The organism is Amycolatopsis tolypomycina (assembly GCF_900105945.1).
GTDB lineage: Bacteria > Actinomycetota > Actinomycetes > Mycobacteriales > Pseudonocardiaceae > Amycolatopsis > Amycolatopsis tolypomycina.
Genome location: NZ_FNSO01000003.1, coordinates 845,712 through 860,664 on the forward strand (window position 1 = coordinate 845,712; position 14,953 = coordinate 860,664).

At 71.1% G+C, this 14,953-nt stretch carries 12 protein-coding genes; 10 read left to right on the plus strand and 2 right to left on the minus strand.

Going from position 1 to position 14,953, the window contains the following annotated elements:
• The first annotated feature begins 28 nt into the window (after positions 1-28).
• Positions 29-1,546 (plus strand): tyrosine-type recombinase/integrase, encoded by a 1,518-nt coding sequence (locus BLW76_RS09755; protein WP_244170105.1) that lies wholly within the window; start codon positions 29-31, stop codon positions 1,544-1,546.
• Positions 1,547-1,779: 233 nt separating this feature from the next.
• Here the strand turns inward: BLW76_RS09755 and fxlM are convergent, their stop codons facing one another.
• Positions 1,780-3,021 carry a methyltransferase, FxLD system gene (fxlM, locus tag BLW76_RS09760; protein WP_091305570.1) on the minus strand — a complete coding sequence of 414 codons (1,242 nt, stop codon included), beginning with the start codon at positions 3,019-3,021 and terminating at the stop codon, positions 1,780-1,782.
• A gap of 456 nt (positions 3,022-3,477) precedes the next feature.
• Here fxlM and BLW76_RS09765 point away from each other — a divergent pair, with 456 nt between their 5' ends.
• The 5 genes from BLW76_RS09765 (at position 3,478) to BLW76_RS09785 (ending at position 7,928) form a co-directional block, all read left to right on the plus strand.
• Positions 3,478-3,684, plus strand: coding sequence for a hypothetical protein (locus BLW76_RS09765; RefSeq protein WP_143060580.1), 207 nt, complete (start codon positions 3,478-3,480; stop codon positions 3,682-3,684).
• A 287-nt stretch (positions 3,685-3,971) separates the two neighbouring features.
• Positions 3,972-4,904 (plus strand): hypothetical protein, encoded by a 933-nt coding sequence (locus BLW76_RS09770; RefSeq protein WP_143060581.1) that lies wholly within the window; start codon positions 3,972-3,974, stop codon positions 4,902-4,904.
• 134 nt (positions 4,905-5,038) lie between these two features.
• On the plus strand, positions 5,039-5,746 hold the full coding sequence (locus tag BLW76_RS09775) for a molybdopterin-binding domain-containing protein (protein ID WP_091305575.1): 708 nt from the start codon (positions 5,039-5,041) through the stop codon (positions 5,744-5,746).
• Complete coding sequence (locus BLW76_RS09780) at positions 5,743-7,323, plus strand: DNA polymerase Y family protein (RefSeq protein ID WP_244170106.1); 1,581 nt, start codon at positions 5,743-5,745, stop codon at positions 7,321-7,323. Before BLW76_RS09775 ends, BLW76_RS09780 begins: the two co-directional genes overlap by 4 nt.
• A 128-nt stretch (positions 7,324-7,451) precedes the next feature.
• Entirely contained in the window at positions 7,452-7,928 is a 477-nt protein-coding gene (locus BLW76_RS09785; RefSeq protein ID WP_143060582.1) for a hypothetical protein, read from the plus strand.
• Between the two features lie 124 nt (positions 7,929-8,052).
• Here the strand turns inward: BLW76_RS09785 and BLW76_RS47660 are convergent, their stop codons facing one another.
• Complete coding sequence (locus tag BLW76_RS47660; RefSeq protein WP_143060583.1) at positions 8,053-8,565, minus strand: GNAT family N-acetyltransferase; 513 nt, start codon at positions 8,563-8,565, stop codon at positions 8,053-8,055.
• Here BLW76_RS47660 and BLW76_RS09795 point away from each other — a divergent pair.
• The 4 genes from BLW76_RS09795 to BLW76_RS09810 all read left to right on the plus strand — a co-directional run bounded on the left by BLW76_RS09795 (position 8,534) and on the right by BLW76_RS09810 (position 14,320).
• Positions 8,534-10,030, plus strand: coding sequence for a tyrosine-type recombinase/integrase (locus BLW76_RS09795; RefSeq protein WP_091305580.1), 1,497 nt, complete (start codon positions 8,534-8,536; stop codon positions 10,028-10,030). The genes BLW76_RS47660 and BLW76_RS09795 overlap by 32 nt on opposite strands.
• Positions 10,031-10,107: 77 nt before the next feature.
• Positions 10,108-11,838, plus strand: a complete 1,731-nt coding sequence (locus tag BLW76_RS09800) for a hypothetical protein (protein ID WP_091305582.1) — start codon at positions 10,108-10,110, stop codon at positions 11,836-11,838.
• Entirely contained in the window at positions 11,835-13,922 is a 2,088-nt protein-coding gene (locus BLW76_RS09805) for a site-specific integrase (protein WP_091305584.1), read from the plus strand. Before BLW76_RS09800 ends, BLW76_RS09805 begins: the two co-directional genes overlap by 4 nt.
• Positions 13,919-14,320, plus strand: coding sequence for a hypothetical protein (locus tag BLW76_RS09810; protein ID WP_091305586.1), 402 nt, complete (start codon positions 13,919-13,921; stop codon positions 14,318-14,320). Before BLW76_RS09805 ends, BLW76_RS09810 begins: the two co-directional genes overlap by 4 nt.
• Positions 14,321-14,953 lie beyond the last annotated feature (633 nt).

The following is a 14,953-nucleotide window of genomic DNA, read 5'->3' on the forward strand; positions in this document are numbered from 1 at the left end:
TAGCCGCTGTCCGAACAGACCCTGCGGATTGCGGAAGGAACACAATCCGATGACCCAACAGCACTTCTCGGGCAGCACGTTCAAACGCTGCTCCTGCAAGCACCCCGACACGCGAAAGCGGCTCGGCGCCACGTGCCCGAAACTCAAGCGACGCAACGGGACCTGGAGCTCCGAGCATGGGACCTGGTACTTCCAGGCCGAGTTGCCGCACCGACACGACGGAATCCGCCGGACCCGCCGTCGCGGCGGCTACGCCACCCAGACCCTGGCGCAAGATGTCCTGGACAAGATGGCCGCGCTGGTCGAGGCGGCCGAGCCGCACGGCGGCGCCGCGCTCCTCGCGATCGGTGATCTGATCGATGACCGGTTACAGACCGGGGAACCGCTTCCCGAGCCAGAGGAGATCGCCCAGCAGCTCAACGCCGGCACCCGCGCGCTTGGGAACCAGATCCCCACCGTTGCCGAGTGGCTTGCGACCTGGCTTGCCCGCCGCAGGAAGCTGCGCGGTGGCACCAAACTTTCCTACAGCAGCCACATCCGGCTCTGGCTCGAACCGTACCTGGGCCACTACCGCCTCGACGCGCTCACCGTCGAACACGTGGCCGGCATGTTCGACGCGATGGCTGAACGCAACGACGCCATCCTCGCCGCCCGGGCCAGCGACGACCCGCAGATCCGCAAGAGCGTGCGCGGGGTGCGGACCATGGGAGCGGCCACCATGCAGCGCTACCGCGCCACGCTGCGCGCCGCGCTCAACGCCGCCATCCGCGACCCGAAACTCAACATCACCTTCAACCCGGCATCCCATGTCGAGCTTGACTCCGGCAAACGACCCAAGGCGCTGCTGTGGACGCCCGAGCGGGTCGAGCGCTGGAAGCGCACCGGGGAGAAACCGTCCCGGGTGATGGTGTGGACACCCGAGCAGGTGGGCCGGTTCCTCGACCACGCCGAAGGCCACCCCTACTACGTCCTGCTCCACCTCATCGCCTACCGGGGCCTGCGCCGCGGGGAGGCCTGCGGCCTGCCCTGGTGGGACGTCGACCTCACCGCCGCGTCCATCACCATCACCACCGCGTTCGTCCAGGTCGGCTGGACACCCGAGTTCGGCGAACCCAAGTCCGAAGCGTCGGGCCGCAGTATCGCCCTCGACAACGCCACCGTCGACGTCCTGAACGCCCAGAAACAACGCCAGGAGGCGCTGCGGCTGGCCGCCGGGGCCGACTGGGCCGAGCATGGCCTGGTCTGCACCGAACTCGACGGCAGCCCGCTGCACCCGGCCAAGCTGACCGACGCCTTCCATGTCATCGCCGACGCCGCCGAACTCCCACCCGTGCGCCTGCATGACCTGCGCCACGGCGCGGCCACCCTCATGCTCGCCGCCGGCGCCGACCTGAAAGTCGTCCAGGAACTTCTCGGCCACTCCAGCATCGCGATCACCGCCGACACCTACACCCACGTCCTGCCCGAACTCGCCCACGAAACCGCCGAAGCCGCCGCATCCATCGTGCCCCGCCGCGGCCAGCACCAGCTGCCGCCCGCCGCCTGAGAACACCGGCACCGTCCGCGGGCACCCGCGTCCGAGCCCCGGCCCGTGGATGAAACGGCCGGGGCTCGGCCGTCTCATCGGCGCCAACGGCCCAGCTGGCTGCGGCACGGGCAGGGGACGGTGGACACTCAAGCCCACTTGCGCGTCCGATCTCCGACCGTGCCTCGCCGGCCGAGTGGCCGGACGAGTTTGGTGGGGTCGCCCGCGTGATCGAGCGCTACCACTGTTGTGGCTTAGTGCCAGATGACGGTGATGGGGTGGTGGGGGCGGTCGAGGAAGAACCGGCCGCACGTGGGGTCGGAGTCGTCAACGCGGTCGGCGGGAATCTCGAACCGGACGCTCCGGCGCCGGAAGTTCCTGTCCCAGGTGCGGATCTCGTCGGCGACGCGTGCCGCCAGTTCACCACCGTTCGGGCCGTGCCCGATGACGCCGGTTTCGGTGAGCTCGTGGCCCTCGCTGTCGTAACCGCCGGGACGCTTGGCCAGGTAGGCCAGCTCACCGTCACCGGGGACGGCCATCCCGGTGCGGAACATCGGGGTGACGCGGCCGGAGTCGATCGCCGTCTGCTCGACCGGCATGCTGCGCAGAGCGCCGGGTAACGCGCAGGTGAGCCAGAGGTACATCCACTCCAGCGATTCCCTCCGGGCGAAGGTGACCCCGGTCCACATCTCACTACGCGGCTGGTCGAGCACGCCGGTCAGCCGCTCGGCGGCGAAGGGATAGTCCTGGTGCGTCTGGAGTGCGACGCTGTTGTCGCCGGTCAGGTCGATCCGGCCCCGGGGGTCGTCGGCGATCCCGCCGCGCAGCGGGACGAAGCCGCACATGGCGTGCTCCGCGCTGCGCCAGCCGCCGTCGGCGTCCCGTTCGAACGCGATCGAGCGCGACACGCTCCCGCGAATCCGCAGCGGTATCACCAGCCGTCCGGCGGGCGCCAGCTGGGACAGCCAGCTGGCGGGGATTCCGTAGGCGCCGACGGAGGCGATGACGCCGTCATACGGTGCGCCGGGCTCGTGTCCGCAGGCGCCGTCGCCGAGGACGACCTCGGCGTTGCCGATGCCGGCGGCAGCGAGGCGTTCGCCGGCGAAGTCGACGATGTCGGCGTCCACGTCGATGGCAGTGACGTGGCCGTGCTCGCCGACCAGGTGCGCCAGCAGCGCCGCGTTGTACCCGGTTCCGGCACCGATTTCGAGAACGCGGTCACCGCGCTGAGGGCGCAGCTGGTCGAGCAGGAGCGCGACGATGCCGGGCTGCGAGGCGCAACTCAACACCTCGCCGTCCGCGCTTCGCTTGGTGACCACGATGTCGTTCGCGTAGGCGACGGTCAGCTCGACATCCGGGACGTAGTGGTGGCGTTCGACCGCGCGCAACGCGTCTTCGACCGTTCGGCTGCGGGCGTACCCGGCGTGCTTGACTTGGGCGATCAGGGCTTCCCGCAAGGCTTCGGGCGACATGTTGTCGGTCGTGGTGAGGTTCATCGGCGCCTTTCGTGAAGGTGCGTCGGTGCGTCGGGTCGGTGGCGTCCGCGTGATCCACAGCGATCGAGCGAGTCCAGTCGTCGATTCTGGGGCAGACCCCCGACAGAAATCAGGCACGGCGCCCTGCGACTTGCCGCCCCGCGCCATCTCGGGCAGAGGACGGCCTGGGGCCGACGTGCGGCTATCACGGCGCGCAATCGTCACCGGCAGCGAGAGCCGTACCCAATCAGGTGCCGCGACGGGTTCTCGCCCGTCTGGACGCTGGAACGAGGCGACTCCTTCTTGCACTGCGACGCGCGCCCCGACTTGGTCTCCGACGTCGCTCCCGGGCACCGCCCGACACCAGCCTCCGCCGCTGAGGTTCGGTGAACGGCCGCCGGACCAGGGTGGCGTCAATCCGTGGCCGCCCGACCGGGGGCTTGGTGTCGCCCGTTTGGTACAGGCAGCATCGAGCACGTGGAATCTCGCGAGTTTCGCGTGCGGCTGCCGGTCGATGTCCCGCCGGCCCGGTACGCAGCGATCGTGCACGCGGTTGCCGGAGTGCTCGACGCGGCCGGCGTCGTCGCCGGATCGTCGATCGTGGTGGACCACGCAGCCCGCGACGAGGACCTGAACGACGGGTACGACCGGTTCGGGGTTCACTATCCGTGGAGTGACTGCTGACGGTTGCCCGCAACGACGCCTGGATCGTCGCCGGCCCAGCCGTGCGCGCGCCCGGGGACAGGGCGCGCACAAGGGCGCCGGGCCGGACACCCGCGCGGGACGTGCGGGAAGGCGTGTCGGATAGCCCGTCGTGCTCTGGCGGTTCGTGGTTCTGCGCTGCCCAGTCGAGGGACTCATCCTCCGCAGTGGACGGTCGGAGGGAGTGCGGGTGTGATACTGAACGTGCACCGGAACGTACTTGGGGCGAAGGTTCATCGATGGCCGTTGACACGACTTACCTGGGGTTTGTGCCTGAGCACAGTGACGCCGGGCACCGGGTGCTGGGCATTCGCGCCGGCGAGGACGGGGCTGTGGCCGAGCTGTTCGCCGAGCTTGCCGAGGGCCCCACGGCCGTTGTGCTCGCGGACGCGCTCAACGGGAGCCTGCAGCACCGCGAGACCGCCGCCCGCCAGCTCGATGCCGTGCTCGCCGACGTGCCCGAGGAGGTGCGTGCCGCGGTGTCCGCGGTCCTGCCGCTCCTGGCATCCACCGGAACCGCCCAGGAGCATTTGCGGGTCGCTGCCGAGCTGCCGGGCTTGTGCGAGCCCGGGCCGGCCTTGTTCACGACGACGAACTGCCCTGGTCGGTGCGAGGTGTGCGGGATCTGCCGCGACGATTGCGCGGACTGCCCCCGCTGCCGTGACTTCGACTGCGAGGTGTGCTTGCCGGTGGCGATCACTCCGCGCACCGCCGCCGCGTTGGACGCCGCGCTGGGCAGGCTGGCCGACGAGGTCTACGACATCGCCGAGCAGACTCCGCTGGCCGGTAGCGGGCCGGCCGCGGACGCGGGCGACATCATCCCGCCGTGCGTGGCCGACCGTGACCCGTCGTTCTTGCGCCGCTACGCGCGGGCCTTCGACGACCTGGCCGCCGACCTGACAGCCGGGCGCCGGCCGACACCGGCGTGTACCGCTGAGGAGATCGCCCTGGACCTGGCCATCCAGGACGCCGAACGCTGTCAGCAGGACGAGCCCGAACTGCATACCGACTTCGTGGCCGCCTATCCCGGTTCCCGGTTCGACTTCCACTGGTTCACCCTGCAGGACCTCCTGTTCCAGGACAAGGACTACGAGGGCTTGCTCTGGCACCCGGCACCGCTGTCGTACGACGACGCCGAGGCCTGGTTCGGGGAGTTCGGCAACGTTCCCACCCGCGACCCGGAGCGCGGATTCCGCCGCTGACCAGCGTGACGCTTGACAGGGTGGGCGAGACTAGCGCATCATCCGAACAGGTGTTCGATGAGTGTTCGGGTTTGCTCGCGGCGTTGTGCGTGGGTGTCTCCGGTGCGGGCTCGTGGTGCTGGAGGTGAGCGGCAGTGGCAGTCCCGGAAGCGCTTGCGGAGTTCACCGCGATCGCCGGCGTCCGCACGGCCTCCCAGCTTCACCGGCCCAGCCCGGACACCACGGGGCCGGCCCAAACGCTGCCGGTGCTGCCAGCGTTGGGCGTGCTGCTGCCGGGCAGCGGGCTGCGGCGGGGCAGCACTGTCTCGGTGCTCGGGTCGACGTCGCTGGTGTTGGTGCTGCTGGCCGAGGCGACTCAGGCCGGGTCGTGGGCCGCGGTCGCCGGGATGCCCGACCTCGGCCTGGTCGCGGCTGCCGAACTCGGTGTCGACCTGGACCGGATAGCGCTGGTCCCGGATCCGGGTGCGGAGCTGGTAGCGGTGCTCTCGGCGTTGGTTGACGGTTTCGATCTGGTCGTGCTGGGCCCGACAGTATGTCGCGGGGCGCAGCCACAGCTGGCGCGGCGGCTGGCCGGGCGCCTGCGCACCCGCGGCGCCGTCCTGCTCGCCGCCGGGCCCTGGCCCGGCGCCGACGTCGAACTTTGTCTGTCCGGCCACACGTGGCGCGGCACCACCGCCGACGGCCACGGCTACCTGCAAGGCTGTGACGTCGTCGCCACCAGTCGCGGGCGCGGCGCCGCCACGCGCCCGCATTCGATTCCGCTGCAGCTGCCAGGCGCCGGTGGCGTGGTCGCCGCCGGTGAGCCGCTGGCCCGGCGGCCGCTGGTCGAGGTGGCTGGGTGAGCGACGCGCCGCGGCTGCTGGTGCTGTGGTGCCCGGACTGGCCGGTCGTCGCTGCAGGCGCCGCCGTAGGAACACCGCCCTTGGCGCCGGCGGCGGTGTTTTCGGCGAACCGGGTCGTGGCCTGCTCCGCGGCAGCGCGCCGCGCCGGTGTGGGGCGCGGGATGCGGCGCCGCGACGCCCAGTCCCGGTGCCCGGAGCTGGTAGTGCACCAGCACGACCGGGACCGCGACGCGCGGCTGTTCGAACCGGTTGCCGCTGCGGTCGAGCAGCACGCGGTCGGCGTCGAGGTCGTGCGCCCCGGGATCGTCGCGGTCCCGGTCGGCGGGGCGGCCGGCTATTTCGGCGGGGAAGCGACGCTGGCGGAACGGCTGCTGGACGAGGTGTCGGCGAATGCCGGGGTGGAATGCCAGATCGGGATCGCCGACGGCCTGTTCGCCGCGACGCTGGCCGCCCGCCGCGCCGCTTTCGTCGCCCCCGGCGGCTCCGCGCCGTTCCTGGCGCCGCTGCCGATCACTGAGCTGGATCAGCCGGGGGACGAGCGCGGCGAGCTGGTCGGCCTGCTGACCCGGCTGGGGTTGCGGACGCTGGGCGCGTTCGCCGTGATCGCGGAGCGGGACGTCGCCGGCCGCTTCGGGCGGGACGCGATCGTCGCGCACCGGCTGGCTCGGGGGTTGTCGCAGCGGCCGCCGCTGCGCCGCGCGTTGCCGCCGGAGCTGGAGGTGACCGAGGAGTTCGAGACGCCGCTGGAGCGGATCGACGAGGCCGCGTTCATCGCGAAAACTCTGGGCGAGCGGTTCTTCGCTGGCCTGGCCCGCCACGGCCTGGCGTGTACGCGGTTGGCGATCGTGGCGGTGACCGCCTCGGGCGAGGAGCGGGTGCGGTTGTGGCGGTGCGCGGAGCCGCTGACCGCCCGCGCGACCGCGGACCGGGTGCGCTGGCAGTGCGAAGGCTGGCTCACCGCTGCCCCGGGCGACCGGCCGAACTCGGGGATCGTCCGGCTGCGGCTGGTGCCGGAGGAGCTGGTGGGTGGTGAGGCGCTGCAGCTGCAGCTGGGCGCGATGGGCCGCGACGCCGACGCCGCCGAACGCGCCGGCCGGGCGATGGTGCGGATCCAGGGGCTGCTCGGCCCCGAGGCGGTGCTCACGCCGCTCTTGGATGGCGGCCGCACCGCGGCCGAGCGCGCCCGCCTCATCCCTTGGGGCGATCCCCGCGCTACCGCGACCGCGGACGCGCCGTGGCCCGGGCGGCTGCCCGCGCCCTCCCCCGCGACCGTCTTCCGGCAGCCGGTCCCGGCGGCGGTGCGCGGCGCCGGTGGCCGCGAGGTCGAGTGCACGATGCGAGGAGAGCTGACCGAGTTGCCGGTGACGGTCGCGGTCGACGGTGAGCCTGCGCTGCCGGTGATCAGCTGGGCCGGTCCCTGGCTGCACCGTCCCACCCTGCAGGCGGGGAGCCCGCCGGGAGTCGCCCGGATGCAGATGGTCCTCGCCGACTCGGCCGCGAACCGCCACCGACCGCTGATCCTGGCCGTCACGCTCGGCCCGAACCCGCAGTGGACGGTCGAGGGAATCTACGACTGACCCGAGCGTCTGCGTCTGAAGTGCTGCGCCCTTTCGGGTGGTTGCTTCCTGTTTGCGCCACGACCGGGCCGGCCGTCCCCACACTGAATGCCAGGACGGACCGAGCTGGCCGGGTAGCGAGGGACATCGTGGGTGTGCTGCTGAAACCGACCCCGCACATGGGGGCCTGGGCAGTCGAGATGTTCACCGACCGCACCTGCCTTCGCCGGACCGCCCTCGCCGACAGCGCACCCACCACACGCGCCCGCAGATCCCACCTCGCCGTGCCGGACGATGTCAAGCTGCCGCAGCTGGACGTCGAAGAAGCCGAGGCCGAACGCGGCTTCGGGTTCGAGATCGCCGATCTCGAACCGGTGATCGCCACACTCGACCAAGTGCTCGGCGACGCCCTGTACTTCGACTACATCGGTCGCGTGAACATCGACCTCGGCCGATGGCGCCGCCCGCGAGCCGAGGACGGCTGGGTCACCATCGACGGGCCTATCGCCGAGGCTTCCACTCGGGTTCATGACCGAGCGGTGGAACTGCGCTACGTCCACGTCGCCGAACTACGCCTGGTGCTGGTCGATTTCGCCGACATTCGCGCGGCCGACGACGACTCATAGTGATCGACGCCGTCCTCAGGTGCCCAGAAGCGTCGTGGAGATGACGTCAATAGGGCCGTCGGCCGGCTGCGTACGTCGACTCGCCGGCCGGGCCTTGCTAGGCCGTCGCGGTCGGCGCCCCGATTCAGCGGTCACGTGAGGAGATCCGGTGCACGCACGGCGGCCCGGCCGGCGGGTAGGGGATGCGGGCGCGGAAGGCCTGCGCGACGACACCGTCGGGAAGCGGCGCGGTCCAGCGGTACTCGGGTAGGCACTCGCGGGCTGCGGCAACGAGCGTGCGGCCGTAGCCGAGCCGCCGGTACCCGGCAACGACATGGACGTAGCCGAGCGTGGCCGTCCGGCACGCCGGGCAGCAGGTGAACGTCACCGTGCCCACGACCGCACCGTCGAGCCGCAGCTCGATCCGGTCGATCACCGTGTCGCTCGCGGCAGGGTGCGCGACGAGGACGAGCCCCTGCTGCGGCGCCGCGTCCGGCCGGTGCTGGACGGCGACGTCGAGGTGGGCCCATTCGGAGAGGTGGCGTTCACTCGGGTCGCAGGCTTCGACGCGCCGGCAGGTTTCGCAGAGTTGTGCACTGCTGGTCGTGACCGGATGATCTTGCGCGATGAACATCGACGTCTGGCGGGTTGTCCTCACCCGCACCGAGCTGCCAACCGTGACACAGCAGCCGCCGTTCGTGAACGCCCTACTTGACGGGCGCGTCGACTGGTTGCGGCAGGAGCGGCTGACCGACGGCACGCCGTACTTGCTGTCTCCGACCTTTCGGTACGACGTCGACCTCAACGACTTCTTCCGGTCCGCGGTCATGGCACAGCGAGCACCGCTGACGCAGCAGGGCTACGCCCGGGATCTTGCGGCGTTCCTGTCCTTCCTGTGGTCTGCGCGCGGACGCCGGTCCTGGCGCGACGCTTCCGAGGCAGATCATCTGGCCTATCTGGTGTGGCGGCGCCAGGACCCGGCGGGGCCGCGGGTGTCCGGTGCGACGTGGGACCGCGAGGTCGCGGCGGTCAACCAGTTCTACCGATGGGCACTGCAGGCGGGACACGTCCAGGCGCACCCCATCCCGCAGACATCTCGGCGTCCGCTGCCTGCGGGTGCCGGCTGGGCCGGGTCTCGAACGCTGGACGAGCAGCGTCCTGCGACGTATTCGCACGACGGCGTCCGTGACCGTGTGGCCTGGCTCCCGCCGGCGGCCTACCGGGCGTGGCGAGACGTCGGCCTGCGAGGCTACGGCCCCGACGGTCTGCCACGGCCAGGATTCCGGGGGCGGTGGGCGACCAGGAACGCCCTCTTCAGCGACCTGATGGTCCGCACTGGACTTCGACTGCAGGAGCAGTCCGCCCTGACGACGTTCGAAGTCCCGCCCGGTGGCGGCGCGGCGTCCGGGTATCGGCGGTTCTGGCTGCCGGCGGCGATCGCAAAGGGCGCCTCGGCTCGCTGGGTGTATGTCCCTGGTGGTGTGCTGGGCGATCTGCACGAGTACTTGACGATCGACCGTGCGGCGGTCGTCGCCGAGGCTCAGGCCGATGGCCGGTACTGGCGAGTGCGGCGCCCGCTGGTCGTGGAGGACCCGGCTCGGCCGGTCGTGGCTCGCGCCGGGGTGGCGCGGTCGGTGGATGTCGCGCGGCTCGGGCCAGGGGAGCGGCGGCGGCTGCTGGTCGAGGGCGAATGTGGTCTCGAACCGGCTGCGCTGTGGCTCGGCGAGCAGGGGTGGCCGATCACGATGTCGCGTTGGAAAGGTGTGTTCGCTGAGGGCAACGATCGCTGCCGCGCTGCGGGCCTCGCCGCTCATTGTCACCCGCACATGCTGCGCCACTCCTTCGCCGTGGTCACCCTTGAACAGTTGCAGCGCGGGCACCTGGCTGCCCTGGGCGAGCTGACGGCGGCTCAGCGCGGCCAGTACACCCGGATCTTCGGGGATCCTCTGGACTGGGTCCGCCGGCGGTTGGGGCACCGGTCGGTCGTGACCACCCAGATTTACCTGCACGCGCTCGCCGAGCTGGAGATGGAGACGCGGACGGCGCTGGTGCCGGACGGCTGGGAGGACCCCCGCGAGCCCGCGGTACTCGGCATGGCCGGACAGGACGAGGCTTCGTGGTGACCGGTGACGGTCGGGGACGCACTCACCGCGGCCGTCGCGCAGAACTCCCCAGCGCAGCGTTCTACCAGCCACCGTCCATGCCCGTCGACTCCGGCCAGGACGACACGGTGGTCGTGTTCGTCGGTGAGGACCAACGCGAGCACCTCTTCGACGTCAGCGCACTTCCCTTGCCTGACTGGCATCCCGTCCTCGCTGCCGGTCTGCGGGCCTTGATCGGCCCCGGCGGCAGCCGCCGCACCGCGGCGTCAGCTAAGGGGACGTGGTCGACGATGGCCAGGTTCATCCGCGCCCTCGCCGAGCTGCCCGACCCGCCGCACCATCCACGGGCCCTGGCGCCGGCCCAGGTCGAGAACTATTTCGCCGACCAGCGGCGGTCGATTTCGGCTCAGTCCGTCGGTGCCGAGCTGCTCCGTCTCCGCGGCTTGTTTCGCACACCGGCGGTGCAAGCCGAGCTCGAGCCCGCGGTGCTGGATCAGCTCAACCGCCGCACCACCATCCCGCGCACCGCCGGGCGCTCCGGCTACAGCGATGGCGAGCTCACCCGCATCCTGCGCGCGGCGCGCCAGGACGTCGCTCAGCTGCGGGACCGGATAGACGCTGGTGAACACCGCCTCGCCGCGCTCGCCGCGCTCGCCGCGCTCGACGACGAGCATGCCGCGCTGCGCCAGCTCGCCGGCACCGGCACACCCGTCTGGATATCGAGGGGCGGCGCGAGTGCTGAGATGCGGCGCCGTCGCGAGCTGGCGGGCCTGCTCTTCGTCACCCGGGCCGATCTCGAACCGCTGCTGCTTCTGTTGGCCGCGGTAACCCAGCGCAACATCGAGACGATCAAGGAACTGCCCGCCGATCACCGCATCATCGAGGACCGCGCGGTCGAGGTGCAGCTGACCAAACGCCGTCGCGGCCGCCAGCGGTGGCACGACACTGTCACCTGGGAAATCGGCCCACGACACCGAGAACTCCACACCCCTGGCGGTCTCTACCTGCTGGCCCACCGGCTGATGGCCCGCGGCCGGGCTCTCAGCGGCTCGACCTCGATCTGGTCGATCTGGCGCAACACCCTGCGCAACCGGGCAGCTGACGGAGAACACGCCGACCCGTTCGCGCGCACGCTGGATGCCAGCCTCAAGCTCCCCGCTTGGAGCGCCCTGCACGACCTGCGCACCGACAACGGCACCAAGCCGCTCAAGGTCGAGAGCGGGCGGCTGCGCACCAGCATGGAAGTCCGGCGCACCCGCGCCGCCGGAGGGCACCTCCCCTCAGCGGCCCGGTCCAACAGCACAGCGGTGCTGTTCGCCGACTACCTGCGTGGCGACGCCACGGCGATCGACTGGGCCCACGACGTCACCGCCGAAGCCTTCATCGACGCCGAGCACGCCGCGCTGCAGGCACACCAGCGCGCTCTGACCGCCACCGGCGGCACAACGCTGACCGTCCATCCTGCCCACTCGCCTGCAGATACCGACCCGGCGACTGAAGCGGCGTGGAACGCCTGCACCGACCCGCACGCGCACCCGAGCACTGGCACAGCCTGCCGTCGGGTGTCGGCGCTCGACTGCTTCCACTGCGCGAACTGCGTGATCACCCCCACGCATCTGCCGGCGATCCTCGCGCTGCGTCACGCGCTGGACCAGCGCCGCTCCCTCGAGAAGACCGATCGATGGTGGACACGCTACGGACCAGCCTGGGCCGCGATCCAGCATCACGTCCTGCCGAAGTTCACCCCGGCCGAAGTCGAGCACGCCCGGGTCGGCGCCGCCCCACCGACGTGGCTGGACCTGGTCGAAGACCCGTGGGAGCACCCGTGACCTCGACCGCCCGCGCCCTCGGCTCCCCGGCCGATGACCTGTTTGTGCTCGCCGGCCGCCCACTGCGCCCTGGCGTCGCCGTCGAGACGACATCGCGGTTCACGGACCTGGCCTGGGAACTCGGACCGGCGATCCTGCAGCACCACGCCGGCCGCGTTCGCCTCGATTTCGCCCGTGTCCCACCGTCCTATCGCGACATCGCCAAACAGCTCTGCCACGCCCTGCTGTCCGGACCGCTCCCGCCAGACGAGTTACGTCCTGCGACCAGCACGGTGAAGCGCATCTTCGGTTACCTCACGCGGTTTCTGGCCTGGCTCGACACGCAGCCGCCGGACGATGGCACCCAGGCACCGGTCCGGCTCGCCGACCTCACCTCCGCTCGGCTGGCGACGTTCGAGCAACATCTGCGCGACTCCGGCGTATCCGCCGAGGGGCGGGCCGGGGCCTGCAGCGCGGTCCGGATGCTCTGGCGCTTCCGGCACTGCCTCACCGACGGTCTCACCGTCGACCCGGCGGACCTGGCCTCCTGGGCTGTCCCCGCCGCGCAGCGGCGGGAGAACACCACCGCCCGGATTCCCGAGGAGGTCCTCGGGCCGCTGATCGGCTGGGCGCTGCGCTTCGTGCGGGACTTCGCCCCCGACATCGTCGGCGCTGCCGAGGCATTGCGTGCCTATCGCCGTCCACATCGGATCAACCGCCGAGGCGACAACACCGGCGTCGCCGCCCGGATCCAGCAGATCCTCGACCACTACGTCGCCACCGGCGAACCGCTGCCCAGCTACGAAAACCAACCCAACCTGAAGTTCCTCGCCTGGCAAGCCGGATGTCATGTCTCGGCGCTCTACCACGGCCACCGGCCCGACGCGGTGCGCACCGCTGCCGCGATCGTCGGAGTCGCGTCCGACAGCCGGCTGCCGGTCCCGATCCGCGGCCGCCTCGACGGACAGCCCTGGCTGCCCGGCATCCCCGTCGGCCATCCGCAGCACTCGGTGTCCATGCTCAGCCGGATCCTGTTGGTCGCCTGCTACATCGTCATCGCCTTCTTCTCCGGCATGAGGGACGGCGAGATCAAGCACCTGCGCCGGGGATGCCTGCGCGTGCATCGCACCGCCGACGGGACGGCGTATCGGTGGAGTGTGCAGAGCGTGGCCTTCAAAGGCGAACGCGACCCCCGCGGCACGCCCGCGACCTGGATCGTCGGCGAACCGGCAGCCCGCGCTGTCGAAGTTCTCGAGCAGCTGCAACCCGACCGGTCCGACGACCTGCTCTTCGCTACGCTCGACGTCACCACGGCGCCGCACTCGCCCGAGGCGCGTGCCGCGAGCGGGAAGGTCCCGAGCGGCGCCACCACCAACCAGCAGATGCGGGACTTCGTCGCCTGGATCAACCGCTACTGCCGGGCCCACGACCGCGGCGACGGCATCCCCGACGTTGACGGCCGGCCGTTGCGGCTGCGCACCGCTCAGTTCCGCCGCACGCTGGCCTGGTTCATCGCGCGGCGCCCGGGCGGCTCGATCGCCGGTGCCATCCAGTACCGGCACTTGAGCATCCACATGTTCGAGGGCTACGCCGGCACCTCGGACTCCGGTTTCCGCGCCGAGGTCGAAGCCGAGCAGGCCCTCGCCCGCGGCGAGGTGCTGCTGAACCTGGCCACCAATCACGACCACCCGGACCTGAGCGGTCCGGCTGCCGTCGAGGCTGGCCGCCGCCTCGGCAGGTTCGCCGCGCCGTTCGCCGGGACAGTGGTGACCGACCCGGTGCGCCTGCGACGGATCCTGCACCGCGACGACCCCGCGATCTATCCCGGCGAGTACGTCACCTGCGTGTTCAACCCTGACACCGCACTGTGCCTGGCCGACCGCGCGCGACCGGCGACACCCGAACTGTCTGCATGCCGCCCCCTCGACTGCCCCAACGTCGCGCTCACCAGCGCCAACGTCGCCGCCCTGCGGCGCGAGGCCGATCACCTGACACACGAACTACAGCCACCGAGCTCGCTGCCGCCCCTGCTACGGCACCGCCTGGCCGAGCGCCGTGACCGCATCACCGGATACCTCGCACGACACACCGCGGAGACCTCATGACCCGCCATACCGGCCTGCCCACCGTCGAGGACGTCCGCGCCGCGCTGGCCGCCTTGCACGCCGACATCGAGGCCACCCGAGCGCCGACCGTCCTCGCGCTCGCGCAGCAGGTTGGTCTGGCCAACACGACCTTCCGCCGCAACTTCCCGGAGATTGTCGCGCAGATGAAGGACACCTCGACGACGCAGCACGACCTCCGCCGGACGGACGGCAGTAGCACCGCGGACGGTCTCGCGCAGCAGAACGCGCGACTGCGGCACCACAATCGCGAACTGAGCGAACACCTCGCACTGGCCACCGCGGAGATCCAGCGTCTGAGCCTCGAGGCTCACGGACTGCGCGGCGAACTGGCGGCACTCCGCAACGTCAGCACCATCGGTCCGCGCCGGCCGCGCTGATGCCCACCGCGCCCGGCACGACGCCCCGTTCCTTCAGGACTCCGGCAGCGGTGTTACCGACAAGGACTTCGGTCGGCTAGGGCAGATGGCGGTCGATCCGGCGCAGCAGCACCCCGAGGACTCCGCGCTGATGCCAGCCCTTGTCGATGACGTAAGTGCGGGCGGAGTGGACGACCGACCGCCACCGGCCCGCGATCGTGGGGTGCTGGGCGTCCTCGAGCTGAGTGGCGCGCCGATGGAGCCACCGAGCGCAGCCCACACAGACCGCGACCTCAGGGTGGTTGCCGAGATGGACCAGTTCGTCATCGCGTCGCTCGGCACCGCAACACCAGCACCGTGGCGCAGACGTCGTGGCATCCTCGTGCGCAGGCTGTGCGGTCATCGCATGCCTCCGGGTGTCGGCCATCCTCGCTGTGACCCGCCGACAGTATCCCCGCTGGCGCCCGCGGTGCTGTGCACATGCTGTTCGCCGGGTGCTGCCGACCCTCGCACCGACGCTTAGGGCGAATGGACGCAAGCGTTTCACCGCAATGGCCGCAACCTCGTGGCGAATTGTCACTTGCGGTGAGTATCCGGAGGTGACGAGAACGGCGAAGTGCACTCGCTTGGCGGGTGTCGAGTGTTGCGGCGCCA